The organism is Streptomyces sp. NPDC056479 (assembly GCF_042795335.1).
Lineage (GTDB): Bacteria > Actinomycetota > Actinomycetes > Streptomycetales > Streptomycetaceae > Streptomyces.
In genome coordinates, this window is sequence record NZ_JBHTRZ010000009.1 from 382,606 (window position 1) to 407,548 (window position 24,943).

Genomic DNA, 24,943 nt, shown 5'->3' on the forward strand with positions numbered 1-24,943 from the left:
TGTCCCCCAACAGGGACGACGGAGCGAAGGGGCCTCGGGACAAGGAAACACCCGGTACCAGCCGCCACCCGGTCCTACAGGACCGGAACGAAAAGACGAGGAAGACGAACCGTGCAACTCGAAGCGCACGCCCCGTCAGTACCGCCCTCAGACGCGATCCCCAAGCCCGGCCTCACGGAGGACTCCACCTTGACCCCCCTCACCGCGCTCACCGCGCTCGACGACGCCATCGAGAACCTCGGCGTACCCGTCCCCTGCCGTTCCTACGACCCGGAGTTCTTCTTCGCCGAGTCGCCGGCGGACGTCGAGTACGCCAAGTCCCTCTGCCGCACCTGCCCGCTGATCGAGGCCTGCCTCGCCGGCGCCAAGGAGCGGCGTGAGCCCTGGGGCGTCTGGGGTGGCGAGCTGTTCGTCCAGGGTGTTGTCGTCGCCCGGAAGCGGCCCCGTGGTCGCCCGCGCAAGAACCCGGTCACGGCATGAACACCGCAGGCACGATCGACCGTCCCTTCACGCACGACCCCCAGAAGCAGGCCCCGATGAAGCCGTCCACCCACGAACTCGCAGGCTCCGCGCCTGAAGACGTCACCACCAGTGGCGCGAACGACTCGCGTCAGAACAGGAACCGAGAGATGCAACTCATCCAAGAAGCCCTAGCGCGTGCGCATATGCACGAGCGACAGCATGCGGCGGAGCGGGAACGCCGGGCCATGCGCCTGGCGACCGCCCGCCGGATGCAGCGCAGGGCCGAGCGCGCCTCGCTCCGTGCTCGCCGTGCGCTCGCCATGGCGGTCATGCAGTAACCGACCTCACCGCCAGGCGATTGCCTCCCGGCCCCGAGAGGGGCCATACATACCCGCGGGGGGCGGTCCGTTCGTACGGACCGGCCCCCGCGGTGCGTTGTGCCCGCCGATCGGTGAGCGGCGGCGGTATCGTCGCCGAGTGACGAGTCTTTCCGGAGGCGGTGACAACGGCGGCTCCACCACAGAGCCCCAGTCCCTCGTGTGCGCCCGCTGCGGCACCCAGGCCCAGGCCCCGCAGCCCACCTGGACCTGCTCCGTGGAGAACGGCACCCGCCACTACATCTGCGACACCTGCTCCCGAGAGAACCTCAGGGCGATCGAGGGGCGGCTGGACTCGGGGTGGTGGTAGGTGCTGCTGCTCCTCTGGGGGCTTCCCCTCCCCTCCCCCCGCCCCCCTGCCGCCTCCACGCGAGCAGCGTCAGCTCACGCCTCCGCCGCCGTCCCCTCCTCGGTCGGCTCGTCCGGTACGAAGCCCGGTAGCCACTCCTCCAGTTCCTCGCGCAGGCGTACCGTCGCGCCCAGCTGGCACAGCACCCCGATCGTGCTCAGAGTCACCCGGTGAATGAGGAGGTACGCCGGGGGAAGATTGAGCTGCTTGGCCAGTTGGTAGGCGGGGGAGCGGGGGTCTGCCACGCGGCCGGCCTGGCTGCGCATCCAGCCGCGGGTGAAGGTGAACTCGTCCACCTGGGCCGGTTCGATGATCGGCAGGAGATAGTCGAGGACGGCTTCGGGGTCCAGGTCGATGGATTCCTTGACGAAGCCCTCGGCGCAGAGGAGTTCGTAGACGGATTCCGCGTCGCCGTCCAGGGTCATGCGCAGGGAGTCGCCGATCGGGCTCGGCAGGCCGCCGGGGAGGCGGTCGACCGTGCCGAAGTCCAGGACGCCCAGCCGCCAGTCCTCCTCGCCGTCGGGGTCGCCCGGCAGAAGGCGGAAATTGCCCGGGTGCGGGTCGGCGTGCAGCAGACCGGTGCGGGCGGGGCCGGAGAAGAGGAAGCGGGCCAGGAGCTGGCCGGCGCGGTCGCGCTGCTCCTGGGTGCCGTCGGAGATCACCTCCGAGAGCGGGATGCCGTCGATCCACTCGGTGACCAGGACCTGCTCGCACTGATGGACCACCGCAGGCACGACGACGTCCGGATCGTCGGTGAACTCCTCCGCGTGGGCCTGCTGGGCCTGCGCCTCCAGGCCGTAGTCCAGTTCCTCGGAGACCCGGTCCTTGAGCTCCGTGATCAGCGGCTTGATGTCCATGCCGGGGATCAATGGACCCAGGAGTCGGGCGAAGCGGCTCAATTGGTTCAGGTCGGACAGCAGGGCCTCGCCGGCTCCCGGGTACTGCACCTTGACGGCCACCTCGCGGCCGTCGTGCCACACCCCGCGATGCACCTGGCCGATGGAGGCGGCCGCGGACGGCTTGTCCTCGAACTCCAGGAACAGGTCGTGCCAGTCCTCGCCCAGCCGCTGCGCCAGCACCGAGTGCACGGTGCGGGTCGGCATCGGCGGCGCCGCTTCCTGGAGCTTGGTGAGTGCCGCGCGGTAGGGGCCGGCGATCTCCTCGGGCAGAGCCGATTCGAAGACGGACAGGGCCTGGCCGAACTTCATCGCGCCGCCCTTGAGCTCGCCGAGCACCTTGAACATCTGCTCCGCGGTGCGCTGCTGCAGTTCGCGGCCCACGAGCTCGGCGGATTCGCCGACGATCCGCTTGCCGAGGCCCCAGGTCGCCCGCCCGGCGAAGCCGAGCGGAAGCGCGGCGAGCTTGGCGGTTCGGGTGACCGCCTTGCGAGGAAGATCAGACATGCGCCCTCCAGGTCCCAGCCAGCCGCTCCGCGTCTGCCTTACGGCGTGACTCCTTCGGCGGCCGTTGCTCCGCCATTGTCTCGTGCGACTCCTCTTCCTCGGAGGGGTGTTCTCCCTCACCTTTCTCCGCGGCGCCGCACGAGCATGCCGGATGCGCCCACACAGGCCGGGCGTGCCAGCTCAGACCGGGTAGGGCTACCTCCCAGCGTGCACCCGCGCTCGACGGAATCCGGCCGTCCAGAAAGGTCAGCGCGTGGGCGGCCGCCAGTCCGGCGACCGTGGTGGCCAGCGTGAGATCGCAGGGGCGGACCTCGCGCGTCCTTCCCGAGCCCGAGTGCCACTGTGCCACGAGCCTCGGCCAGGCCGGGTCCCGGTCGGCGCGACCCTCGTGCAGGCAGCCGGCGCAGCCGGTCTCGCCGGGCAGGACGAGCGGGCCGACCACGCCGGTTCCCTCCACGACGCCGGCGTACAGGTGGGGCGTACCGGAAGAGATCAGGGGTTCGGCGGCGGACGGGGAAGGGGCGTGCACGGCGACGTCGTCCCGGGGCGCGATGATCACCAGGGAGTGGCCGGTGCTCTCCTCACCGGGAAGCGAGTGGGGGCCGCGGCGCGGCGGGCGGTCGGGTGCGCAGCGGCGTGCGGCCCGGCGTGCGGCCTCGTCCCTGCGGTCGCCGATCGACTCCGCGGGCAGCCCGCCGGGCGCCACGTCCCATGGTTCGACCCGGCCGACCTCGCGCACGTCGACCTCGCCGACGCCGGCGGCCGACAGCAGCGAGGCCACCATCGCGCCCACGCGGCCGGCGCCCCTCACCTGCACGCGCAGTGAGCGGCGGGCGGTCAGGCGGTTCATCGCCTCGCCCGGATCGGACGTGGTCAAGGACAGTGAGGCCAGATCGGGGCGCAGCCGGTCCAGGACGTCCTTCTTGCCACGCAGGGCGTCGCCCGCCGGGCCGCCTCCCTTCGCGTCGTCGAGAAGGCCGGCCCCTGCCAGTCGCCGGACCAGCCGGTCGACATGACCGTCCGGCAGATCCATGCGGCGGCCCTCCTCGCGCAACAGCTCCAGTCCGCGCGTGCCGTTGAGCAGATCGAGGAAGCTGCCCGTAGCCGTGTCCATCGGACCCAGCGTCAGAGCGTGTGCCGGAGTCATCCCGAATTGCACTGTATTGAGGTCGCGCCAGCCGCGCTTCAGTGCGGGCTTGAGCAGAGGAGCGCGCGGAGTTGATGGAACCGTTGACGGTGACGATGTCACCGAAGCTGCGGAATCACCCGAAACCGCCGAATCTGTCGCATACATGAGCAGGCCCCCGTAGCCGTCGTGGAACATCCCCGTGTGCCGGTGGGGCTCGGTCGAAGCTCCGCCGGTGACTGTCAGCATGCACCGACGCGGCGTCAGGTGCGGAAAGTTGTCCACAGGCAGTGGATATTCGTCGTACAAATCAAACGCATGGTGGGGGATCGGGATCGAACCGTCCCGGAGTCGGGACTTCCCGCATGTGCAACGGGTAACGTCGGGGCGTGTCCGCCGACCCACTGCACCGCGCCGGAACGCCACAGCGCAGTACGACGAGCCCGCCGCCGAGCGGCTCGGGGGCGAGCGCGATCGAGGTCCGTAGAAGCGCCCGGCGCCGCCGGACGGTCTCGGCGTACCGCGAGGGCGATCGCACCGTCGTGCTCATCCCTGCCCGGATGTCAGAGGCCGAGGAGCAACGCTGGGTGAACGTCATGCTGGACAAGCTGGCCGCCCAGGAGAGCAAGCGGGTCATCGGCGATGCCGAGCTGGCGGAGCGGGCCGAGCGGTTGTCGGACCAGTATCTGGACGGCCGCGCCCAGCCCAACTCGGTGCGCTGGGTCACCAACCAGAACACCCGCTGGGGCTCGTGCACCCCGGCCGAGGGCAGCATCCGGCTCTCGCACCGACTGCAGGGCATGCCCGAGTACGTCGTCGACTACGTCCTACTGCATGAGCTCGCGCATCTCCTGGTGCCCGGACACGGGCCCCGCTTCTGGCGGCTGCTGGAGGCCTATCCCCGCACGGAGCGGGCGAAGGGCTATCTCGAAGGCGTGGTCGCCGCCGAGCGGTTGCCGCATCTGCCGAGCGCGCGCGGCGAATGAGCCCGAGGGTCCCGAAGCGGCGACCGTCCGCTTCCTGAGGCATCCCGGATGCCGCGCTTCCGGTTCGGTCGAGCGCGGGTTGTGTACCGGGTCTGTACCGGCTTCGTCCGATGTCGGAGTTTGCCGTTAGCCTGGCGCGACGCAATCGCATTCGGGATGGGGGACGGTCGTTACGCATGGCCAGGGAATTCCAACGCGGCCACAAGGCCAAGATCAGTGATCTCACGGCGGGCACGGATCTGTACGTAGGGGTACAGATCGGCGCCCCAGGGCTGAGCTTCGACATCAGCTGCTTCGGTCTCGACGCCGATGAACGGCTCTCGGACGACCGTTACTTCATCTTCTTCAACCAGCCGAAGTCCCCCGAGGAAGCCATCCAGCTCCTCGGTTCCCAGGCCGGTGACGCGGAGTCCTTCCGGGTCACGCTCGACAAGATCCCCCCGCAGATCCAGAAGCTGTCCTTCACGGCGACGATCGACGGCGCGGGGCAGATGTCGCAGGTCGGCCCGGGATACATCCGGATCGTCGCCGGCGGCGAGGAAGTGGCCCGCTACGCCTTCAACGGCTCGGAGTTCTCCACCGAACGTGCCGTGATGCTGGGCGACTTCTACCTCAAGGACGTCTGGCGGTTCGCCGCCGTCGGACAGGGCTTCGACGGCGGTCTCGACGCGCTGCTGAAGAACTTCGGCGGTGAGGTCGCCGAGGAGGAGACTCCCGCCGCCCCGCAGCAGCCGCAGGTCGGTGCGACTCCCGGCTTCGCGCCTCCCGCCCAGGCCGCAGCGCCGCCCGCGTTCGGAGCCCCGGCCGGCGCTCCCGCCGCGCAGCCCGCCCCTCCGGCCCCCGCGCCCGCCCCGGCGGCGCAGGGCTTCGCGCCCCCGCCGGGATCCACGCCGCCGCCGCCGAGCCCGGCGCCCTCGGTGCACGCGCAGCCGACCCTCATCGCGCCCATGACGCCGCCCGGGGGCGCCCCGCCGCCGCCCGCCCCGGCGCCCGCGCCCTACGGTCAGCCGGGGCAGCAGCCGTACGGCCAGCCCTCGGCGCCGCCGCCTCCCGGCTACGGCTACCCGCAGGCGCCCCCGGCACCGCAGGCCCCCGCCCCGCCGCCCGGTTACGGCCAGCCGACCCCGCCCCCCGGCTACGGTCAGCAGCCGCCCTACGGCCAGGTCCCGGGCCAGCAGGCGCCCTACGGTGCCCCCCAGGGCGCCCCGCAAGGCGCGCCTCAGGGCCCCGGCGTGGCCGCGGCGCTCCAGCAGTTCAAGGAGACGCCCACCGGCCAGCGCTGGACGCAGCAGAACAAGAAGATGGTCCGGGTCGACCTCGGCATCGGCGGTCAGCCCGTGCTGGCCCGCCAGGGCAGCATGGTGCTCTACCAGGGCAAGGTCGACTTCAGCTACAAGGGCGCCGGCTTCGCCGGCCGGATCGTGGGCAACGCGACCGGCCAGGAGATGCAGCTGATGCGCTGCACCGGGCAGGGCCAGGTGTTCCTCGCCGAGAACTCCACGATGCTGCACCCCATCGAGCTCCAGGGCGACGGCATCTGCGTCTCCGCCGAGAACGTCCTCGCCTTCGACGAGAGCCTCCAGTACGAGGTCCGCCGTGTCGAGGGTCACGGCATCCCCGGTGGCGCGCTGTTCACGATGCAGTTCACCGGCACCGGCACGATCGTCGTGAAGACACACGGCACGCCCGTGGTGCTGCCGGTCACGCCCACGACGTTCGCCGACGCCAACGCCGTGGTCGCCTGGTCGTCCGCCGCCCAGGTGATCGTCTCCAGCCAGGTACGGATGCGCCGCAACGCCTACCCCGGAGACACCGGAGAGAGCGTCAACCTCCAGTTCCGGGCCGCTCCCGGCAACTTCATCGTCGTCCAGCCGTACGAGATCTGAGGGAGCCCGTCATGAATCAGCCACTCGCGGGCTTCGCCCCCGCACCCGTCTCCGCCCGCATGGAGAACCACGGCAACCACATGCTGAAGGTCGCCATGCAGACCGGGAACGACCTCCTCGCGCGCGTGGGCTCGATGGTCGCCTACGAGGGCTTCGTCCAGTACGAGCCCAACCCGCCGGCCGTGCGCCAGATCGCCAAGGACTGGATGACCGGTGAGGGCGCGCCCCTGATGAAGTGCTCCGGCGACGGCCTGCTCTACCTCTCCGACTACGGAGCCAACGTCGTCGTCATCAACCTCAACGGCGACGGCATCTCCGTCAACGCCACCAACCTGCTCGCCTTCGACGCGCATCTGACGTGGGGTGTCGAGCGGGTCAAGGGCCTGGCGAAGTTCGCCGGGCAGGGCCTGTGGAACACCAAGATCTCCGGGCAGGGCTGGGTCGCGCTGACCTCCCGGGGCAAGCCGATCGTCGTCGACTGCGGCGGTGGCGAGGACGAGACATACGTCGACCCGGACGCGCTCGTCGCCTGGTCCCCGAACCTCAAGGTGAAGGGCAAGCGCAGTTTCAAGGCGCAGTCACTCATCGGCCGGGGCAGCGGCGAGGCCTACCAGATGGCCTTCTCCGGCCAGGGCATCGTCGTCGTACAGCCCAGCGAGGACAGCACCGACCGCCTCCGGGTCCGGGGCTGAGGGGAGCGAGAGAACGCCATGCAGAGCCCGATTTTCGCCTACAACGACCAGCAGACCCAGGACCGCTGGAGCCTGCAGAACAAGCAGATGCTCCGCGTCGGCCTGGAGGGACACGACGACATCCTCGCCCGCAAGGGCACGATGGTCGCCTACCAGGGACTCGTCGAGTTCGACGCCGAGTACCAGAGCAACCAGCAGGGACGCGCGCGAGCGCGCACCGGCGAGGGCCTGGACCTCATGCGCTGTCACGGACAGGGCACGGTCTATCTCGCCAACCTCAAGCAGCACGTCCATCTCATGGACGTCGACCAGGACGGACTGACCGTCGACAGCAGCTATGTGCTGGCGATGGACTCCTCGCTGCACCACGAGGTCATCGCCGTGGACAGCCTCTACGGCATCTCCGGCTCCGGGAAGTACCAACTCAACATCACCGGCCGCGGCAAGGTCGCCCTCATGACCTCCGGGATGCCGCTGATGATGCAGGTGACGCCCGACAAGTACGTCAACTGCGACGCCGACGCGATCGTCGCCTGGTCGACCTCGCTGCGTGTGCAGATGCAGGCCCAGACGCATTCCTCCGGGGTGTGGCGGCGCCGCGGCAACACCGGTGAGGGCTGGGAGCTCAGCTTCATGGGCGCCGGCTTCGCGCTGGTGCAGCCCAGCGAGCTGCTGCCGCCGCAGAACGCCCAGATCGGCTCCGGCCTCGCCGCGCAGTACGGCATGGGGCAGCAGGGGGCGCGGGGGCAGAACCAGGGCAACGTCTGGAGTTGACCGTCCGGAAAGCAAACGTAAGGGGCGACCATCCAGGCGGTCGCCCCTTACACGTTCACAGCCTCGCGCGCGTCGCCGCGAGCAGCCGTACCACCGACTCGTCCGCCACGTCCGCCACCTCGTCGTAGGCGAACCAGCGCAGGTCGAGCGACTCGTCGCTGATCGCCTCCACGGCGCCCTCCGGGGCGAGAGCCCCGTACTGGACGTCGAGGTGCCAGGCGCACGGCGTGTGATGGCGGTCCAGGCGCACCGGGCCGCCGGGCAGCAGGGTCAGCCCCGCGATGCCCGACTCCTCGGCTCCCTCGCGCAGGGCGGCCGCCGCCAGCGTCTCGTCGGCCGGTTCGCAGTGGCCGCCCATCTGCAGCCACATGCGCATCTTCTTGTGGAGCGTCAGCAGCACCCGCCCGCGCGAGGGGTCGATCACCAGCGCGCTCGCCGTGACGTGGCCGTCGCCGCAGGCCTTCCACATGCCGTCCGGATGGGTCTCCAGATGCTCCAGGTACGTGCGGCGCAGCTCGTCCTGGCCCTCGTACCCCTTCAGCACGAGGACCGCGTCGTCGTACAGGCTCACTCGGTCTCGTCGCCCTTGGACTCGCCCTCGGAGCCGTCGTCCTTCTTCAGGTTCGGCTTCCCGTCGGAGCCGCCCGCCGCCTCGCCGAGCATCTTGTCCAGCTCGGAGAAGTCGATCTGCTCGCGGTGCACGAAGCCGTCCGGGTCGTCCAGGTCGGTCGCGGTCGGCAGCATGTCCGGGTGGGCCCACAGGGCGTCACGGCCGTCGACACCCCGCGCGTCCGTGAGCGAGGCCCACAGGCGGGAGGCGTCACGCAGACGGCGCGGACGCAGCTCGAGGCCGATCAGCGTGGCGAACGTCTGCTCCGCCGGGCCGCCCGAGGCACGACGGCGGCGCAGCGTCTCACGCAGCGCGTCGGCGGACGACAGACGCGGCTTCGCGGCCGCGTGGACCACCGCGTCGACCCAGCCCTCGACGAGCGCCAGAGCCGTCTCCAGACGGGCCAGAGCCGCCTTCTGCTCCGGGGTGTCCTCCGGCTGGAACATGCCCTGCTGGAGGGCGTCCTGCAGCTGCTCGGGGTTCTGCGGGTCGAACTGGCCGACGACATCCTCGAGCTTGGCCGTGTCGACCTTGATCCCGCGCGCGTAGCCGTCGACCGCGCCGAACAGGTGCGAGCGCAGCCACGGCACATGCGCGAAGAGGCGCTGGTGGGCCGCCTCGCGCAGGGCGAGATACAGCCGCACCTCCTCCTTCGGCACGCCCAGGTCCTTGCCGAACGTCTCGATGTTCACCGGCAGCAGCGCGGCCTTGCCGGCCGGGCCGAGCGGCAGACCGATGTCGGTGGAGCCGACGACCTCGCCCGCGAGCACACCGACGGCCTGCCCGATCTGCGTGCCGAACATGGCGCCGCCCATCGAGCGCATCATGCCGATCAGCGGGCCGGCCATGGCCTGCATCTCCTCCGGCAGCACGTCGCCCATGGCGGTGCCGACGCGCTCGGCGACCGGGTCGACGAGCTCCTGCCACGCGGGCAGGGTCGCCTCGACCCACTCCGCGCGGCTCCACGCCACGGCGGTGCCCGCGCCGGACGGCAGGGACGTCGCGTCGTCGAGCCACAGGTCGGCCAGGCGGACGGCCTCCTGCACGGCGGTGCGCTCGGAGGGGCCGACGCTGGCGTCCTTCGTGCCGTCCGCGGTGCCCTGGGAGACGGTCTGGCGGGCGATCTGCTTGGCCATGTCCCAGTTCACCGGGCCGCCCTCGTAGGAGAGCATCTGCCCGAGCTGCTGGAACGCGGCGCCCAGGTCGGTGGGGTTCAGCGAACCGAACATGGCTGCGAACGGATTGTCCGCACCGCCTCCCATGCCGCCGGCACCGGGCCCGAAACCGAACGGGTTGGCCGGTCCCTGACCACCACCGCTCTGCTGGTCCTTCTTTTTGCCCTCGTCGCCGTCGTCCGGCTCCTCCGGCGGAAGGCCGAATCCGAATGGGGTGTCACTCACGGGATTCCTCGGCTGTTAAGGCCACCGGCTGGCGCCGGCGGCATGACTGCCCGATAACACCACCCAGCGTAGACACCGCGAGCCGATCGGGCCTCGGTGCTTCGCCGACTCTCGGCCTGCGGCAGGATGGATGCCACCTGGTACGTACGCGTCACTCGCGCCCGTACTGAAGACAACCGCTGGAGACGCCCGGTGAGTTCCCCTGATCCGCAGGTTCGCGCAGCGCGAAACCAGTCAACCCCTCCCGCGCGCGGCGCGCGCGGCCCCGTCGTCGCGGTGACCGGCGCCGCGTCCGGGATCGGCGCGCTGCTCACGGAGCGGCTGGTCGCGTCCGACGAGGTCAAGCAGGTCATCGCCATCGACGAGCGGCGCGGTGACTGCGCGGCGGCGCAGTGGCACATCCTCGACGTGCGGGATCCTGCCATCGCGGAGAAGCTGCGGGGCGCCGACGTGGTCGTGCACCTGGCGCTCGACCTGGATCTGGAGACGGATCCGGCCGCGCGGACGGCATACAACGTTCGGGGGACGCAGACCGTGCTGACGGCCGCGGCGGCGGCCGGGATCCACCGGGTGGTGCTGTGCACCTCGGCGATGGTCTACGGCGCGCTCCCGGACAACGAGCTGCCGCTGTCCGAGGACGCGGAACTGCGCGCGACGGCGGAGGCCACCGGGGTCGGCGACCTGCTGGAGATCGAACGCCTCGCGCGGCGCGCACCCCGGGCCCACCCGGGACTCAATGTCACCGTGGTGCGGCCCGCGGTCCTGGTCGGCGGCACCGACACCGCCCTGACCAGGTACTTCGAGTCGCCCCGGCTGCTCGTGGTCGCCGGGTCGCGGCCCGCCTGGCAGTTCTGCCACGTCGAGGACCTGTGCAGCGCCCTGGAGTACGCCGTCCTGGAGAAGGTCGACGGGGAACTCACCGTCGGCTGCGACGGCTGGCTGGAGCAGGAGGAGGTCGAGGAGCTCAGCGGGATCCGGCGCATGGAACTGCCCTCGGCGGTCGCGCTGGGAGCCGCGGCCCGGCTGCACCGAATCGGGCTGACACCCTCCCCGGCCGGTGACCTGGCCTACACGATGTACCCGTGGGTGGTGAGCGGCAGCCGGCTCCATGACGCGGGCTGGCGGCCGCGGTGGACCAATGAGGAGGTGCTCGCGGAGCTCCTCGACGAGGTCTCCGGCAGGCACACGGTCGCCGGCCGTCGGCTCGGCCGCAAGGACGCGACGGCGGCCGGGGCGGCGGGAGCGACGGTGGCCCTGCTGGGCGCGGCGGCGGTGGTGCGGCGGGCGAGGAAGGCCAGACGGCGGATCTGATGTACGCGCGCGTCGCCCCGGGGCCGTATCGCCGCGGGGCTGTAGGAGGCTCCAAAGCCGCACGCGCGTGTGCCGGGCGATGACGCTATTCCCCCTCCTCACGCGCGTGGGGCACGATGGGGCCATGGCACCTACCAACGATCACCCCGGCGAGCAGGGCGCTCACGACCCCGTCAAGCTCATCGCCATCCGCGAGACCGCCCTGTCCGTGGACGAGGTCTTCCGGGCCGTCGGGGACGACGCCGCCGGTGGGACCGCGCTGTTCGTGGGGACCGTGCGCAACCACGACGGGGGCGCCGACGTCGACGAACTCGGGTACTCGTGCCACCCCAGCGCCGAGGCCGAGATGCGGCGGATCGCCGAGAAGGTCGTCGCCGAGTATCCGGTCCGGGCGCTCGCTGCCGTGCACCGGATCGGGGACCTCGACGTAGGTGATCTCGCCGTCGTGGTCGCCGTCTCCTGCCCGCATCGCGGCGAGGCCTTCGAGGCGTGCCGGAAGCTGATCGACGATCTCAAGCACGAGGTGCCGATCTGGAAGCACCAGAAGTTCTCCGACGGCACGGAGGAATGGGTGGGCGCCTGCTGAGAGCCCATCCGGGCACGTCCACCCCTCTGTGCGACCCCGTCCACCCCACTCCGCTTGCGTAACCGCACCCCTGGCGTGAGCGTTGTCAGTGCCAGTGGTTAATCTGCTGATCAGTCAGTTGCGGTCGCTCATTGGGGATGGGAGGACGGCATGGCGGCGCTCGCCTGGTTGCTGATTCCGCTTGTGGCTGCGATCTTCGCCGGTCTGTGGGGCAGTTGGGCCAATCGGACCCGGAAGGCACGGGGCGACGGCCCGGAGCTGGACGGCTATGCCCGCTTCCGCGCGGCCATGGAGAAGCCCTCCTCCCGCACATGATCGCTCGGCACATGATCACGGAGTCGGGTTCGCGGCCCTGACGGGGCTCTGACAGGAGTGTCACGTACTGTCTTGGCATGCCACGCCGCACCGCGACGATGCTCGCCTCCACCCTGATGCTGATCGCGCTCCTGTGCGCGGGAGTGTTCATTCCCGTGCCGTACGCGGAGATGTCCCCGGGGCCGACGGTGAACACCCTCGGCGATCACGACGGCGAGCCGGTGCTGCAGATCTCCGGGCGCAGGACCTACCCGACGACCGGGCACCTCAACATGACCACCGTCCGGGTCACCAGTGCCGACTACAAGATGAACCTGGTGGAGGCCGTCTACGGCTGGCTCGCGCACGACAACAAGGTCGTGCCGCACGACACCCTCTACCCGGACGGCAAGACCGAGGAGCAGTCCACCCAGGAGAACGCCGAGGAGTTCAGCCAGTCCCAGGAGAGCGCCAAGGTCGCCGCCCTGAAGGCACTGGACATCCCGGTGCAGAGCTGGGTGATCGTCTCGACGGTCGTCAAGGGCACCCCGGCCGAGGGCAGGCTGCACGCCGGTGACGTGATCAAGGCCGTCGACGGTGCTGCGGTGAAGGAACCCGGGGACGTCGCCGAGCTGGTGACCAAGCACAAGCCCGGCCAGGACGTCGTCTTCACGATCGTGCCCGCCAAGGAGCAGGCCGCCGCGGAGAAGGAGCGCAGGACACCGACGAAGACCGAGAAGGTCACGATCAGGACCGCCGAGTCCACCGACAGCGCCGACAAGCGCGCCATCGTCGGGATCTCCGCCGGGACCGACCACACCTTCCCGTTCACCATCGACATCAAGCTCGCCGACGTCGGCGGACCCAGCGCGGGCCTGATGTTCTCGCTCGGGCTCTACGACAAGCTCACCCCGGGCAGCCTCACCGGCGGCAAGTTCGTCGCCGGCACCGGCACCATCGACGACACCGGCAAGGTCGGCCCCATCGGCGGCATCGAGATGAAGACCATCGCCGCGCGCGACAAGGGAGCCCAGTACTTCCTCACCCCCGCCGACAACTGCGCGAGCGCGGCAAGGGACGTCCCCAGCGGGCTCACCCTCGTCAAGGTCGACACCATCGACGACGCTCTCGGCGCCATGACGGACATCCGCTCCGGCGACACCGCCGACCTGCCCGAGTGCACGACCAAGGGCTGAGCGACAGGGATCCGTACGACAGCGGGGGCGCCCCTCATACCGAGGGGCGCCCCCGTCGTCGTAGCGGAAGACCTCAGTCCTCGAAGGTCGCCGCCAGTGCCTCCGCCAGGCCAGGGATCAGCTCCGGGCCGGTGAGGACCTCCGTCGGGGTGTCCTTCTCGCGCAGGCGCACGGCCGACTCGCGGGTGCCGTCGCGCAGGACCGCGACGGTCATGCGGACCTCCTGACGGTCCGGGTGCTCCGCCACCCACTTCGTGAGCTTGGCCTCGCTCAGGCCCTGCGGGACCTGGGCCTCGGCGGACGGCGGCAGCATCAGACGCTCCACCGTGAGCGCGCAGCCGGCCACCGCGTCGGGCCAGGCGATGGTGGCGAGGAACTCGTCGAGCGCCTTGCCCGTTGCAATTTCGTCCTGCTCGATCGGGGTCAGGCCGGAGGACTCCTGCTCGTCCCCCAGGCCGAGCTGGGCGGCGAGGCCGGGTTCCTGGGCTCGCAGCCGTGCGGTGTCGACGAGGGCGAAGAGGCGGGCGGGCTGGTCCCAGCCGAGGCCGGAGGCGTACTCGTCGATCTCGAGGACGGCCCGGGTCAGCGGGTTCGCAGCCATGGGAGTGTTGGACATGGTCACAATCCTGCCTCGTTCCCGGCCGGAATCGGGAACCGAGTAAGCGATGAGTAAGTTGCATAGGTGTGGGCCCACGATCACGGGGGGCCACGAGGGGTCCACGAAGACGCGGGCCTGACGAAGACCAACAGCGAACTTCGGGGTGCGAACCTTGGCTTTCCAGATGCCGGACCGCGGCGGAGGCCCCACCGGGCCACGGATCAGAGTGGGCCGCCCGTCCCGGCGTGTCCGGACCCTGCTCATGACACTGGGCGTGCTCGCCGTCCTCGGCATGGCGTTCACCATGTTCGCGGGGTTCTGGACCGACTGGCTCTGGTACCGATCGGTGAACTACTCCTCGGTGTTCACGACCACGCTCTGGACGAAGATCGGACTCTTCTTCGTCTTCGGCCTGTTGATGGCTCTCGCGGTCGGCTTCAACATCTGGCTGGCGCACCGGCTGCGCCCGCCGCTGAGCGCCATGTCGATGGAGCAGCAGAGCCTCGACCGCTACCGCATGGGCATCGCGCCGTACAAGAAGTGGCTGTTGCTCGCGATCACCGCGCTGGTCGGACTGATCGCCGGCGCCTCCGCCTCAAGCCAGTGGCGGACCTGGCTGATGTGGGTCAACGGCGTGCCCTTCGGGGAGAAGGACCCGCAGTTCCACCTCGACGTCGGCTTCTACGCCTTCGACCTGCCCTGGTACCGGTTCCTGCTCGGCTTCGGCTTCGCCGCCGCGATCCTCTCCGTGATCGCCGCCGCGCTCACCCACTACCTGTACGGCGGGCTGCGCATCACCAGCCCTGGCGCGCGCGCCACGGCCGCGGCCACCGGTCATCTGTCGGTCCTCATCGGGATCTTCGTCGCACTGAAGGCGGTCGCGTACTGGCTCGACCGGTACGGACTCGCCGTGAAGTCAAGCGACTTCAAGGCGACCGACAACTGGACCGGCCTCAGGTACGTCGACGCCAACGCCTATCTCCCGGCCAAGACGATCCTGTTCTGCATCGCCGTCATCTGCGCGCTGCTGTTCTTCGCCACCCTGTGGCGGCGCACCTGGCAGCTGCCCGTCATCGGTTTCGGCCTGATGGTGCTCTCGGCGATCCTGATCGGCGGCCTCTACCCGGCGATCGTCCAGAAGTTCCAGGTCCAGCCCAACGAGCAGGCCAAGGAAGCCCCGTACGTCGAGAAGAACCTCAAGGCGACGCGCGAGGCCTACGGCATCGACGGCACTCAGGTCACCGAGTACACGGGCACGGGCAAGACCGAGGACAAGACGAAGCTGCGCGACGACGTCGACTCCACGGCGAGCATCCGCATCCTGGACCCGAACATCGTCTCGCCGACGTTCCAGCAGCTCCAGCAGATCAGGAACTACTACGCGTTCCCGACCAATCTGGACGTCGACCGCTACGCCAAGGACGGCAAGGACCAGGACACCGTCATCGGTCTGCGTGAGATCAATCTCAACGGCATTCCGAAGCGGAACTGGATCAACGACCACTTCCGCTACACCCACGGCTACGGCGTGGTCGCCGCCGAGGGAACCAGCGCCGACTCCCAGGGCCGGCCGGACTTCACCGAGTCCGACCTCCCGTCCAAGGGCGACCTCGGGACGTACGAGCAGCGGGTCTACTACGGCGAGAAGACCACGATGTACTCGATCGTCGGCGGTCCCCAGAAGGAGATCGACTACTCCGACGACAACGGTGAGAAGACCTACAGCTACAAGGCCGACAGCGGGGTCAGTCTCTCCAACCCGGTCAACCGGGCCGCGTACGCGGTGGCGTTCGGCGAGCCGCAGATCCTGTACTCCGGTGCGATCGGCGACGGTTCGCGCATCCTGTACAACCGCACGCCCAAGGAGCGGGTCGAGGCGGTCGCCCCGTGGCTGACCATCGACGGCGACGCCTACCCGGCGGTCGTGGACGGCCGTATCCAGTGGATCGTCGACGCGTACACGACGACGAACGGCTACCCGTACTCGTCCCGTACGACCCTCGGTGACACCACGGCCGACTCGCTGACCGCCACCAACGACAACCGCGCGGTGGTGGCCCAGCAGAACCAGGTCAACTACATCCGCAACTCGGTGAAGGCGACGGTCGACGCCTACACCGGTGAGGTCAAGCTCTTCCAGTGGGACACCAAGGACCCGGTCCTGAAGACCTGGATGAAGGCCTTCCCGGGCACGGTGGAGTCCAAGAGTGAGATCTCCAAGTCGCTGATGGCCCATCTTCGCTACCCGCAGGACCTGTTCAAGGTCCAGCGCGAGCTGCTCACCCGCTACCACGTGAAGGACGCGACGACGTTCCTCAGCGGCAGCGAGGTCTGGCAGGTGCCGGACGACCCGACGAACAAGTCGGGCAGCGCCACGCCGCCGTACTACCTGAGCATGAAGATGCCCGACCAGAAGGCACAGGCGTTCTCGCTGACGACGACGCTCACGCCGAGCGGCCGGGACAACCTCAGTGCTTTCATGGCCGTCGACGCCGAGGCGGGCACAAGCGACTACGGCAAGATCAGAATCCTGAAACTGCCGACCAACACCACGGTCAACGGACCCAGTCAGGTCCAGAGCCAGTTCAACTCCGAACAGGACATCGCCGAGACCATCAGACTTCTGAGAGGCGGCGACTCCGAGGTCGAGTACGGCAACCTGCTGGCGGTCCCGCTCGACGGTGGACTGCTCTACGTGGAGCCGGTCTACGTACGCGGTGGCGGACTCAAGTACCCGCTGTTGCGGAAGGTATTGGTGTCCTACGGCGGCACCACCGCCTTCGAGGACACGCTCGACGAAGCCCTCAGCAAGGTCTTCGGAGCTGAGGGCGCGACCCCGGAGCCACCGGACGAGGGCGACGACGGCGGTACGACACCTCCGCCGACGTCGAGCAACCCGACCGTCCAGGACGCGCTCAACGACGCCCAGAAGGCCTTCGAGGCCGGCCAGGACGCCCTGAAGAAGGGTGACTGGGAGGCGTACGGCAAGGCGCAGAAGGATCTCGAGGACGCGCTCCGGCGGGCCGAGGACGCGCAGTCGCAGCCCGACAAGACCGGCGGCGGCGCGGGCAACGGCGGCGGCGGTGCGAGCCCGAGTTCGAGTCCCACCCCGAGTTCGAAGCCGAGCAGCAGTCCCACCGGCACCTAGGGACGGCGGTTGATCGAATAGCTCCCCCCGCGCCGTGATACGGTTGCAGAACAACGGCGCGGGGTGGAGCAGCTCGGTAGCTCGCTGGGCTCATAACCCAGAGGTCGCAGGTTCAAGTCCTGTCCCCGCTACTGAAGTCGGCGAACATTTCGTACGACAGCAAAGGCCCGGATCCTCCAGAGGATCCGGGCCTTTGTGATGCCCGAACGCATGTGCCGGGCAGCGGGACGGTCGTGCCGCCGTGGGGAGTTGGGCGAACTGTGTTTGACTTGTCTCTCTGTGGGCATGTCGACAAAACGCTGAAGTGACCTCACTGGCTGCGGTATACCAGGTGTACCCAGGTTGCAGGTGGTGCGACGATGGACGTTATGGGGGACAAGGCAACTCTGTTGGAGACAGGGCGGTTTGTGCAGCCTGCCGACTTTGTGCAGTCGACGGGTGATTTCGTGCAGCCGGAGAACGAAGCCCCGCGTCCGACGGACGGTGCCGCGCAGCCGGCGGGTGAGCTCGTGCGACCGGAGGGTGACTTCGCCGTCGACCGGCCGGCCGACCAGGACGAGACGGGGGAGGCCGCCGAGGAGGCACGGCACCGGCTCGCCGCGGAGACCGGTGACGTCGAGGCGATGAGCGTCCTCGGGGCCATGCTGCTGCGCCGCGGTGATCTCGACGGAGCCGAGCCCCATCTGCGTGCCGCGACCGCGGCGGGGGACCGTGCGGCCGCGAACAACCTGGGAGTCCTGCTGCACCAGCGCGGCTACGCCGACGAGGCCGCCGGATGGTGGCGGATCGCCGCCGTCGCCGGGTCGGCCGCGGCAGCGCACGCGCTGGGACGTCATCACCGTGAGCGCGGCGACGAGCCCGCCGCCGAGTACTGGCTGCGGCAGTCCGCCGAGCAGGGGCACGCGCTGGGCGCCTACGCGCTCGCCGATCTGCTGGAGCACCGCAGCGACGACCGGGCCGAGCAGTGGATGCGGGCCGCGGCGGAGCGTGGGCACCGGGAGGCGGCGTACCGGCTGGCGCGCAGCATCGACCGGCAGGCGACGGGTACGGGCGAGGACGGCGCCGACAACGGTGTCGAGGTGGACGAGACGCTGCTCGACGAGGCCGGCCAGTGGTACCGGCAGGCCGCAGCGCGCGGGCACCGCAGGGCCGCTCTCCACCTCGGGGCGATCCTCGAGAAGCGGGGGGAGCTCAAGGAGGCCGGGCGCTGGTACCTGACGTCCGCCAAGGACGGGGAGGCACGGGCCGCCTGCGCGCTCGGGTTCCTGCTGCGGGACGCCGGGGACACCGAGAGCGCCGCCGTGTGGTGGCTGCGGGCCGCGCAGGACGGCGACGGCAACGCCGCGAACGCGCTGGGCGCGCTGCATGCCGAGCGCGGGGAGACACAGACCGCCGAGCGCTGGTACCGGGCCGCGATGGACGCCGGTGATGTGAACGGCGCGTACAACCTCGGGCTGCTCTGCGCCGAGCAGGCGCGTATCGCGCAGGCCGAACAGTGGTACCGGCGGGCTGCGTACGCCGGGCACCGCGAGGCGGCGAACGCGCTGGCGATCCTGCTGCTGCAGGGAGGGGACACGACGGGTGCCGAGCCCTGGTTCTCCAAGGCCGCGGAGGCCGGGAGCGTCGACGCCGCGTTCAACCTGGGGATTCTGCACGCCGGGCGGGGCGAGGAGCGGCCCGCGCTGCGGTGGTACGAGCGTGCCGCGGCCGCCGGGCACACCGAGGCGGCGCTGCAGGTCGGCATCGCTCGGCTGCGGGACGGGGACGAGCTCGCGGCGGAGCGGCATCTGCGGTGTGCGGCCGGGGGCGGCAGCGCGGAGGCGGCGTACCGGCTGGCGACCGTGCTGGACGCCCGGCGGCCGCCGGAGCCGGAGCATGAGCTCGGGGAGACGGTGCACGAGAAGAGCGAGTGCGAGGAGTGGTACGAGCGGGCGGCTTCGCAGGGGCATCGGCGGGCTCAGGTGCGGGTCGGGATGATGGCCGCTGCCCGCGGGGACGTGGTGGAGGCGGCTCGGTGGTACCGGGAGGCGGCCGAGGCCGGGTCCCGCAACGGCGCCTTCAACCTGGGGCTGCTGCTCGCCCGGGAGGGGAGCGAGCCCGAGGCGGCCGTGTGGTGGACGCGGGCGGCTGACGCCGGGCACGGGCGGTCGGCGTTGCGGCTCGCCCTGGTCTACGCGCGTCGCGGCGAGCTGGCGGAAGGGCAGCGGTGGGCCGACCGGGCCGTGTCGCTGGGGCCGGCGGAGGTTGCCGAGCGGGCGGCTCGACTGCGGGACGCGCTGCGGGAGGAACTGTCGGCGTGACGCTGCGCTGAGCTGGGGCGGGGGTTGTCGGCTCGGCGCGGTGGCCGCCGCCCAGGGTTTCGCCCCCGCTGTCGGCCCTGAAAGGGCCTCGTCCTCAAACGCCGGACGGGCTGAGAGTGCCTGGGCCGGTCACTGAGATGCCACCCGGCGATGCGGTGGCGACAAGCGATTTGCCTCTGTCCGCGTCCTTGACGTAATGTTCCATTCATCGACGCGGGGTGGAGCAGCTCGGTAGCTCGCTGGGCTCATAACCCAGAGGTCGCAGGTTCAAATCCTGTCCCCGCTACTGAAGGCCTTGGGCCGGAATCCGTAAGGGTCCCGGCCCAAGGTGTTTTTCAGGGTTGATGGCCGACCGCTTCCTCGTAGAAGGAGCGGGTCACGGTTTGTGACTCCGGTAGGGAGTCTCCGTCCGTCACCCCCTGCGCCTCGTACGCCGACTGGAGGCGGGTCGTCGTGCCGGAGCGGATTTCCCAGTCCATGACCAGGGACGGGGTGGATTTCAGGATCGGCTCCTCCGCCTTGAGGAGTTTGGCCAGGTATGTGACGAAGCTCGCATCCTGCTTGTAGTCCGACGCGAAGTACGTGTTCAGCGTGCGGATGTAGGCCCTCAGCAGGGCCACCCCCGCGTCCACGTCGTCCTGGAGCAGCGAGCGGCCGTAGAGCATGCCGCCCAGGGGTTCGCCGGGCGGCTGGCCGCCGAGGAAGGCGTAGCCCCGCTCGCCGTCCACCTTGCGCCACACCGGGTCCAGGAGCCACGCGGAGTCGACTCCGCCGTTCTGGAGGGCCGTGAGGACGTCGGCCGAGCCCAGTTGCTGGTACTGGATGTCGGCGAGGCCGCCGCCGTGTTTCTTCAGCGCCTTCTCCATGGGGTACGCGATGACCGAGCCCTTGCCGATCATCGTGCCGAGCTTGCGGCCCGCCATGGGGACGCGGTTCGCGCTCTCGCCGTCCTTCAGGCGGACCCACAGGCCGCTCTTCGACTTCGGGGCCGGTGAGAAGTTCCCCGCGACCCACTTGATGTCGAACCCGCCCCGCAGGCCGTTCATCACCGCCGCCTCCGGAGCCGCCCACAGCGCGTCGATCTCGCCCTTGGCCAGCAGCGGGAGTGCGTCCGGGGTCGGCAGGACGCGCAGCTTGACGTCCAGGCCCTCCTTCTCGAACTCGCCCTCGTCGAGGGCCACTTGCAGCGGTGCCACGTACTCGGCACTCAGCGTCCCCGTCGCGATCGTCAGCTCGCGCGGCTCGGGCAGAGGCTGCGAAGGAGGGGCTCCGGGCTGGCAGCGCGCCGGAGTCCGGTCCGGGGCGAGGTCCGCCGGGTCCGTCCAGGAACTCGCGCCGCAGCCCTCGACCGGGCGGATGGTGCGGTCGCCGCCGGCCGCATTCGAGGAGTCCGACTCGTAGGGCGATGAGCACGCCGCCGTAGCCAGCAGTGCCAGCAACGTAAGGAGGGACACCGTGGTCAGGACGCCGCCGCCCTGCCGATTGCTCCTGCCCTTCATGACTGGCCCCTTCCTCGGTCCCTCGGTGCCCACGGCGTCAGCAGGCGGCCCGCGAAGCGGATCAGTTCGGAGAAGAGGACCCCGAGGATCGCCACACAGACGATGCCGACGAACATCACGTCGTTCTGGAACAGGGCGCGCGAGTCGAAGATCAGATGACCCAGGCCGTTCGTCGCGGCGATCTGCTCCGAGGCGACGATGACCAGGACCGCCACGCCCGCCGCGATGCGCGCGCCCACCAGGACGGCGGGGAGCGACGCGGGGAGCAGGACATGGCGGAACATCTGCCATCGCGAGGCGCCGAAGACCCGGCCCGCGTCGCGATGGCCGGAGGGAATGGCCATCACCGCGGACATGGTGGAGATCCAGACGAAGAAGAACACCGTGGTCGCCACGAGCGCCACCTGCGGGCCCTCGCCCAGGCCGAACATGTTCAGGAACACGGGCAGCAGGGCGAGTTTCGGTACGACGTACAGCGCGTCCAGGAGCGGTTCCAGGGCCGCTCGTACGAGGGACAGCGAGCCCATCAGCAGACCCAGGGCGTATCCCGCCGCCGTGCCCGCCGCATAGCCGCCCAGGACCCGCTTCAGCGTCGCCCACACATCGGGCCAGAGCTCGCCCGCCGCGGCCCGGTCCCAGCCGTCGGCGAGGATCGTGGACGGGGCCGGATAGACGCGGTCGTCGATCCAGGCCTGGGCCGCGGCCAGTTGCCACAGCAGGAGGAGGAAGCCGGGGACGGCGAGCGCCAGGGACAGCTCCAGTGCGCGCCTGCGGCGGTGGGTGCGGGTGGGGTGGAGTTCGCGCGGGCCCGGGCGGCGGACCAGGACCGACTCGGCGGGCGGCTTCGTGAGCGTCGTCATGCCGGTACGGCCTCCTTTCGCAGCAGGTCCCACAGCTCGCTCCCCAGCCCGGTGAACTCCGGGGTGGCGCGGATGTCGCCGGTGCGCGGGCGCGGGAAGGGCGGGCGGTGCTCGGCGATGATCCGGCCCGGCCGGGCGGACATGACCAGCACCCGGTCGCCGAGGACGATGGCCTCCTCCAGGCTGTGGGTGATGAAGAGCGTGGTCGTCCTGAGCGACTGGGTGATGTCCAGGAGTTCGTCCTGGAGGATCGTGCGCAGCTGGGCGTCCAGGGCCGCGAAGGGCTCGTCCATCAGCAGGAGTCCGGGCTCCACGGCGAGGGCGCGGGCGATGGCCACACGCTGGCGCATACCGCCGGAGAGGGTGGCCGGGTAGGCGTCCGCGAAGTCCGACAGGCCCATGCGGGCCAGCCAGTCGTCGGCGCGGGCGTTCGCCTCGCGGCGCGGGACGCGCTCGATGTCCAGGCCGAAGCGGACGTTCGCGCGGACGGTCTTCCAGTCGTAGATGCCGTAGTCCTGGAAGATCATGGCTGCCGGGCGCCGGCCGGCGGTGCGGATCTCCAGGGTGCCGGCGCTGGGGCGGAGCAGGCCCGCGGCGATCCGCAGCAGCGTGGACTTGCCGCAGCCGGACGGGCCGACGACGCAGACGAACTCGCCGGGTGCGACGGTCAGATCGAGGGGGCCGAGGGCGTGGACCGTGTGGGGGGTTCGCCCGAAGGTGCGTGTCAGGTCGTTCGCTCTGAGTTTGGGGTAGGGCTCTCCCACTGCTGTCTCCTCGCGGAGTGCGGAACGGACGTGTGGGTGTCGTTGACCATATGACGGCCCGTCAGATTCCGAAACCCCGCCCGCAGTCGGGCAGCACAAAGCCCCGGCACTCTCGGGTGCCGGGGCTCATGGCGTGGCGTGCTAGGCCGCGTCCGCAAAGTCCCGCCTGCCCCGCGACGCCTGGCACGCGCCCGCCCTCCGGGCGGACGACGGGACTTTGCGGACGCGACCTAGGCCTTCGCGCAGTTCGGGCAGATGCCGCGATACGTCATCTCGACGTCCGAGACCGTGAAGCCGAAGCGCTCGGAGTCGGGGAGGTCGGCCATCGGGTTGCCCGTGGGGTGGACGTCCCGGATCGAGCCGCACTGGGCGCAGACCAAGTGGTGGTGGGGCCGGTGGGCGTTCGGGTCGTACCGCTTGGCGCGCTTGTCGGTGGAGACCTCGAGCACCTCACCGAGGGTGACCAGCTCGCCCAGCGTGTTGTAGACGGTCGCGCGCGAGATCTCGGGCAGCTTGGCCACGGCCCGCGCGTGCACCTCGTCGGCCGTCAGATGGACGTGATCGCCGGCGAGGACCTCGGCCACGACGCGTCGCTGCGCGGTCATCCGCCATCCGCGTCCGCGCAGCCGTTCCAGAAGGTCGCTCATGGAGAACACCTTAACAGCAGTAGGACCAGCTTCCGAATGGGTGTGACTTTGGAGCTTGCCTTGATTTAGACGAAGTCCAGTATAGGATCGAGATCGGCTTTGGTCAGTGGACAGGAGTGGCCGGAGTTGCTCGTACCTACGCAGGAGGCGCACGTGACCCAGGGACCGCTCACGACGGAGGCCGGAGCCCCGGTCGCCGACAACCAGGACAGCGAGACCGCGGGCAGCGGCGGGCCCGGTCCTCGTCCAGGACCAGCTCCTGCTGGAGAAGCTCGCCCACTTCAACCGTGAGCGCATCCCGGAGCGCGTGGTGCACGCGCGCGGCGCCGGAGCCTACGGCACCTTCACGGTGACCGCCGATGTCACCAAGTACACGCGTGCGGCCTTCCTCTCCGAGGTCGGCAAGCAGACGGAGACGTTCCTGCGCCTCTCGACGGTGGCCGGCAACCTGGGCGCGGCGGACGCCGTGCGCGACCCGCGCGGCTGGGCGCTGAAGTTCTACACCGAGGAGGGCAACTACGACCTCGTCGGCAACAACACCCCGGTGTTCTTCATCAAGGACGCCATCAAGTTCCCGGACTTCATCCACACCCAGAAGCGCGACCCGTACACGGGCAGCACCGAGCCGGACAACGTCTGGGACTTCTGGAGCCTGTCGCCCGAGTCCACGCACCAGGTGACCTGGCTCTTCGGTGACCGGGGCATCCCCGCCTCCTACCGCCATATGAACGGCTACGGCTCGCACACCTACCAGTGGAACAACGAGGCCGGCGAGGTCTTCTGGGTCAAGTACCACTTCAAGACCGACCAGGGCATCCGGAACCTCACCCAGGAAGAGGCCAACCGGATCGCCGGCGAGGACCCCGACTCCCACCAGCGTGACCTGCGGCAGTCCATCGAGCGGGGCGAGTTCCCGACCTGGACCGTGCAGGTGCAGATCATGCCGGCGGCGGACGCGGCGGCGTACCGCTTCAACCCGTTCGACCTCACCAAGGTGTGGCCGCACGAGGACTACCCGCCGATCGAGATCGGCAGGCTGGAGCTCAACCGCAACCCGCGGAACGTCTTCGCCGAGGTCGAGCAGTCGATCTTCAGCCCCGCCCACTTCGTCCCCGGCATCGGCCCGTCCCCGGACAAGATGCTCCAGGGCCGCCTCTTCGCATACGGCGACGCCCACCGCTACCGCGTCGGCATCAACGCCGACCACCTGCCGGTGAACCGCCCGCACGCCACCGAGGCGCGCACCAACGGCCGCGACGGCTCCCTGTACGACGGCCGCCACGGGGGCGCGAAGAACTACGAGCCGAACAGCTTCGGCGGTCCCGCGCAGACGGACCGGCCGCTGTGGCAGCCCTTCACCGGCTTCACGGCCGGCCCGGGCAACCACGAGGCCCCGGCCCACGCCGAGGACGACGACTTCGTCCAGGCGGGCAACCTGTACCGGCTGATGTCGCAGGACGAGAAGGAGCGCCTGATCGCCAACCTCGCCGGTTTCATCGCCAAGGTCGCGCGCGAGGACATCGTCGAGCGCGCGATCGACAACTTCCGCCGGGCGGACGACGACTACGGCAAGCGGCTGGAGGCCGCGGTCCAGGCCCTGCGCGGCTGACCAGCGGCACTGGATCGCTTGCTGTGAGCGGACGGGCCGGATTCCCCGTGGGAGTCCGGCCCGTTT

General features: G+C 70.1%; 22 protein-coding genes, 2 tRNA genes and 1 pseudogene. 16 read left to right on the plus strand and 9 right to left on the minus strand.

Annotation, left to right across the window (positions count from 1 at the left end; all coding sequences use genetic code 11):
* The first annotated feature begins 111 nt into the window (after positions 1-111).
* The 3 genes from ACFQ6S_RS33180 (at position 112) to ACFQ6S_RS33190 (ending at position 1,149) form a co-directional block, all read left to right on the plus strand.
* Positions 112-480 carry a WhiB family transcriptional regulator gene (locus tag ACFQ6S_RS33180; protein WP_383418076.1) on the plus strand — a complete coding sequence of 123 codons (369 nt, stop codon included), beginning with the start codon at positions 112-114 and terminating at the stop codon, positions 478-480.
* A complete protein-coding gene (locus ACFQ6S_RS33185; RefSeq protein ID WP_383418077.1) occupies positions 477-800 on the plus strand; it encodes a hypothetical protein in 324 nt (107 codons plus the stop codon). Before ACFQ6S_RS33180 ends, ACFQ6S_RS33185 begins: the two co-directional genes overlap by 4 nt.
* Before the next feature lie 139 nt (positions 801-939).
* Positions 940-1,149 carry a hypothetical protein gene (locus ACFQ6S_RS33190; RefSeq protein WP_383418079.1) on the plus strand — a complete coding sequence of 70 codons (210 nt, stop codon included), beginning with the start codon at positions 940-942 and terminating at the stop codon, positions 1,147-1,149.
* Positions 1,150-1,223: 74 nt separating this feature from the next.
* On the opposite strand, the gene ACFQ6S_RS33195 is transcribed toward ACFQ6S_RS33190, so the two are convergent.
* Positions 1,224-2,591 carry an ABC1 kinase family protein gene (locus ACFQ6S_RS33195; RefSeq protein WP_383418081.1) on the minus strand — a complete coding sequence of 456 codons (1,368 nt, stop codon included), beginning with the start codon at positions 2,589-2,591 and terminating at the stop codon, positions 1,224-1,226.
* Positions 2,584-3,738 (minus strand): TOMM precursor leader peptide-binding protein, encoded by a 1,155-nt coding sequence (locus ACFQ6S_RS33200; RefSeq protein WP_383418083.1) that lies wholly within the window; start codon positions 3,736-3,738, stop codon positions 2,584-2,586. Before ACFQ6S_RS33200 ends, ACFQ6S_RS33195 begins: the two co-directional genes overlap by 8 nt.
* Positions 3,739-4,106: 368 nt before the next feature.
* Between ACFQ6S_RS33200 and ACFQ6S_RS33205 the strand changes: the two genes are divergently transcribed.
* The 4 genes from ACFQ6S_RS33205 (at position 4,107) to ACFQ6S_RS33220 (ending at position 8,055) form a co-directional block, all read left to right on the plus strand.
* Positions 4,107-4,703: a M48 family metallopeptidase gene (locus ACFQ6S_RS33205; protein WP_383418085.1), complete on the plus strand. Its 597-nt coding sequence runs from the start codon at positions 4,107-4,109 to the stop codon at positions 4,701-4,703.
* A gap of 176 nt (positions 4,704-4,879) precedes the next feature.
* A complete protein-coding gene (locus ACFQ6S_RS33210) occupies positions 4,880-6,589 on the plus strand; it encodes a TerD family protein (protein ID WP_383418087.1) in 1,710 nt (569 codons plus the stop codon).
* A gap of 11 nt (positions 6,590-6,600) precedes the next feature.
* Complete coding sequence (locus ACFQ6S_RS33215) at positions 6,601-7,281, plus strand: AIM24 family protein (RefSeq protein ID WP_383418089.1); 681 nt, start codon at positions 6,601-6,603, stop codon at positions 7,279-7,281.
* An 18-nt stretch (positions 7,282-7,299) separates the two neighbouring features.
* The gene (locus tag ACFQ6S_RS33220; RefSeq protein ID WP_383418090.1) at positions 7,300-8,055 is read left to right on the plus strand and encodes an AIM24 family protein; all 756 of its coding nucleotides are present in this window, start codon (positions 7,300-7,302) and stop codon (positions 8,053-8,055) included.
* Positions 8,056-8,110: 55 nt separating this feature from the next.
* Here ACFQ6S_RS33220 and ACFQ6S_RS33225 read toward each other — a convergent pair whose 3' ends face one another.
* Both ACFQ6S_RS33225 and ACFQ6S_RS33230 read right to left on the minus strand, forming a co-directional pair.
* On the minus strand, positions 8,111-8,626 hold the full coding sequence (locus tag ACFQ6S_RS33225; protein WP_383418092.1) for an NUDIX hydrolase: 516 nt from the start codon (positions 8,624-8,626) through the stop codon (positions 8,111-8,113).
* Entirely contained in the window at positions 8,623-10,065 is a 1,443-nt protein-coding gene (locus ACFQ6S_RS33230) for a zinc-dependent metalloprotease (RefSeq protein ID WP_383418094.1), read from the minus strand. Before ACFQ6S_RS33230 ends, ACFQ6S_RS33225 begins: the two co-directional genes overlap by 4 nt.
* Positions 10,066-10,257: 192 nt before the next feature.
* Between ACFQ6S_RS33230 and ACFQ6S_RS33235 the strand changes: the two genes are divergently transcribed.
* From ACFQ6S_RS33235 to ACFQ6S_RS33250, 4 genes are all read left to right on the plus strand, one after another.
* Positions 10,258-11,376, plus strand: a complete 1,119-nt coding sequence (locus tag ACFQ6S_RS33235; RefSeq protein ID WP_383418095.1) for an SDR family oxidoreductase — start codon at positions 10,258-10,260, stop codon at positions 11,374-11,376.
* Between the two features lie 124 nt (positions 11,377-11,500).
* Positions 11,501-11,962 carry a molybdenum cofactor biosynthesis protein MoaE gene (locus ACFQ6S_RS33240; RefSeq protein WP_383418097.1) on the plus strand — a complete coding sequence of 154 codons (462 nt, stop codon included), beginning with the start codon at positions 11,501-11,503 and terminating at the stop codon, positions 11,960-11,962.
* A 150-nt stretch (positions 11,963-12,112) separates the two neighbouring features.
* Positions 12,113-12,277: a hypothetical protein gene (locus ACFQ6S_RS33245; protein ID WP_187284300.1), complete on the plus strand. Its 165-nt coding sequence runs from the start codon at positions 12,113-12,115 to the stop codon at positions 12,275-12,277.
* 77 nt (positions 12,278-12,354) lie between these two features.
* Positions 12,355-13,452 carry a PDZ domain-containing protein gene (locus tag ACFQ6S_RS33250; protein ID WP_383418100.1) on the plus strand — a complete coding sequence of 366 codons (1,098 nt, stop codon included), beginning with the start codon at positions 12,355-12,357 and terminating at the stop codon, positions 13,450-13,452.
* Between the two features lie 73 nt (positions 13,453-13,525).
* On the opposite strand, the gene ACFQ6S_RS33255 is transcribed toward ACFQ6S_RS33250, so the two are convergent.
* The gene (locus ACFQ6S_RS33255) at positions 13,526-14,068 is read right to left on the minus strand and encodes a PPA1309 family protein (protein WP_383418101.1); all 543 of its coding nucleotides are present in this window, start codon (positions 14,066-14,068) and stop codon (positions 13,526-13,528) included.
* A gap of 166 nt (positions 14,069-14,234) precedes the next feature.
* Between ACFQ6S_RS33255 and ACFQ6S_RS33260 the strand changes: the two genes are divergently transcribed.
* The 4 genes from ACFQ6S_RS33260 (at position 14,235) to ACFQ6S_RS33275 (ending at position 19,784) form a co-directional block, all read left to right on the plus strand.
* The gene (locus ACFQ6S_RS33260) at positions 14,235-17,198 is read left to right on the plus strand and encodes a UPF0182 family protein (RefSeq protein ID WP_383418284.1); all 2,964 of its coding nucleotides are present in this window, start codon (positions 14,235-14,237) and stop codon (positions 17,196-17,198) included.
* Positions 17,199-17,255: 57 nt separating this feature from the next.
* Positions 17,256-17,329, plus strand: a tRNA-Met gene (locus tag ACFQ6S_RS33265).
* 228 nt (positions 17,330-17,557) lie between these two features.
* Positions 17,558-19,498, plus strand: a complete 1,941-nt coding sequence (locus tag ACFQ6S_RS33270; protein WP_383418103.1) for a tetratricopeptide repeat protein — start codon at positions 17,558-17,560, stop codon at positions 19,496-19,498.
* Positions 19,499-19,710: 212 nt separating this feature from the next.
* Positions 19,711-19,784, plus strand: a tRNA-Met gene (locus ACFQ6S_RS33275).
* 49 nt (positions 19,785-19,833) lie between these two features.
* Here the strand turns inward: ACFQ6S_RS33275 and ACFQ6S_RS33280 are convergent.
* From ACFQ6S_RS33280 to ACFQ6S_RS33295, 4 genes are all read right to left on the minus strand, one after another.
* Positions 19,834-20,997: an ABC transporter substrate-binding protein gene (locus ACFQ6S_RS33280; protein ID WP_383418105.1), complete on the minus strand. Its 1,164-nt coding sequence runs from the start codon at positions 20,995-20,997 to the stop codon at positions 19,834-19,836.
* Positions 20,994-21,857 carry an ABC transporter permease gene (locus tag ACFQ6S_RS33285; RefSeq protein WP_383418107.1) on the minus strand — a complete coding sequence of 288 codons (864 nt, stop codon included), beginning with the start codon at positions 21,855-21,857 and terminating at the stop codon, positions 20,994-20,996. Before ACFQ6S_RS33285 ends, ACFQ6S_RS33280 begins: the two co-directional genes overlap by 4 nt.
* Entirely contained in the window at positions 21,854-22,621 is a 768-nt protein-coding gene (locus ACFQ6S_RS33290; RefSeq protein WP_383418109.1) for an ABC transporter ATP-binding protein, read from the minus strand. Before ACFQ6S_RS33290 ends, ACFQ6S_RS33285 begins: the two co-directional genes overlap by 4 nt.
* A 230-nt stretch (positions 22,622-22,851) precedes the next feature.
* Complete coding sequence (locus ACFQ6S_RS33295; RefSeq protein ID WP_383418111.1) at positions 22,852-23,268, minus strand: Fur family transcriptional regulator; 417 nt, start codon at positions 23,266-23,268, stop codon at positions 22,852-22,854.
* Positions 23,269-23,421: 153 nt separating this feature from the next.
* Here ACFQ6S_RS33295 and ACFQ6S_RS33300 point away from each other — a divergent pair.
* Positions 23,422-24,877: pseudogene (locus ACFQ6S_RS33300) on the plus strand (catalase).
* The last annotated feature ends 66 nt before the right edge of the window (positions 24,878-24,943 follow it).

Coding starts and splice junctions, on each gene's coding strand:
- ACFQ6S_RS33185 (WP_383418077.1), top strand. CDS start 477: ATGAACACCGCAGGCACGATCGACCGTCCCTTCACGCACGACCCCCAG.
- ACFQ6S_RS33195 (WP_383418081.1), bottom strand. CDS start 2,591: ATGTCTGATCTTCCTCGCAAGGCGGTCACCCGAACCGCCAAGCTCGCC.
- ACFQ6S_RS33200 (WP_383418083.1), bottom strand. CDS start 3,738: ATGACTCCGGCACACGCTCTGACGCTGGGTCCGATGGACACGGCTACG.
- ACFQ6S_RS33210 (WP_383418087.1), top strand. CDS start 4,880: ATGGCCAGGGAATTCCAACGCGGCCACAAGGCCAAGATCAGTGATCTC.
- ACFQ6S_RS33215 (WP_383418089.1), top strand. CDS start 6,601: ATGAATCAGCCACTCGCGGGCTTCGCCCCCGCACCCGTCTCCGCCCGC.
- ACFQ6S_RS33220 (WP_383418090.1), top strand. CDS start 7,300: ATGCAGAGCCCGATTTTCGCCTACAACGACCAGCAGACCCAGGACCGC.
- ACFQ6S_RS33240 (WP_383418097.1), top strand. CDS start 11,501: ATGGCACCTACCAACGATCACCCCGGCGAGCAGGGCGCTCACGACCCC.
- ACFQ6S_RS33245 (WP_187284300.1), top strand. CDS start 12,113: ATGGCGGCGCTCGCCTGGTTGCTGATTCCGCTTGTGGCTGCGATCTTC.
- ACFQ6S_RS33250 (WP_383418100.1), top strand. CDS start 12,355: ATGCCACGCCGCACCGCGACGATGCTCGCCTCCACCCTGATGCTGATC.
- ACFQ6S_RS33255 (WP_383418101.1), bottom strand. CDS start 14,068: ATGTCCAACACTCCCATGGCTGCGAACCCGCTGACCCGGGCCGTCCTC.
- ACFQ6S_RS33260 (WP_383418284.1), top strand. CDS start 14,235: ATGCCGGACCGCGGCGGAGGCCCCACCGGGCCACGGATCAGAGTGGGC.
- ACFQ6S_RS33270 (WP_383418103.1), top strand. CDS start 17,558: ATGGACGTTATGGGGGACAAGGCAACTCTGTTGGAGACAGGGCGGTTT.
- ACFQ6S_RS33280 (WP_383418105.1), bottom strand. CDS start 20,997: ATGAAGGGCAGGAGCAATCGGCAGGGCGGCGGCGTCCTGACCACGGTG.
- ACFQ6S_RS33285 (WP_383418107.1), bottom strand. CDS start 21,857: ATGACGACGCTCACGAAGCCGCCCGCCGAGTCGGTCCTGGTCCGCCGC.
- ACFQ6S_RS33295 (WP_383418111.1), bottom strand. CDS start 23,268: ATGAGCGACCTTCTGGAACGGCTGCGCGGACGCGGATGGCGGATGACC.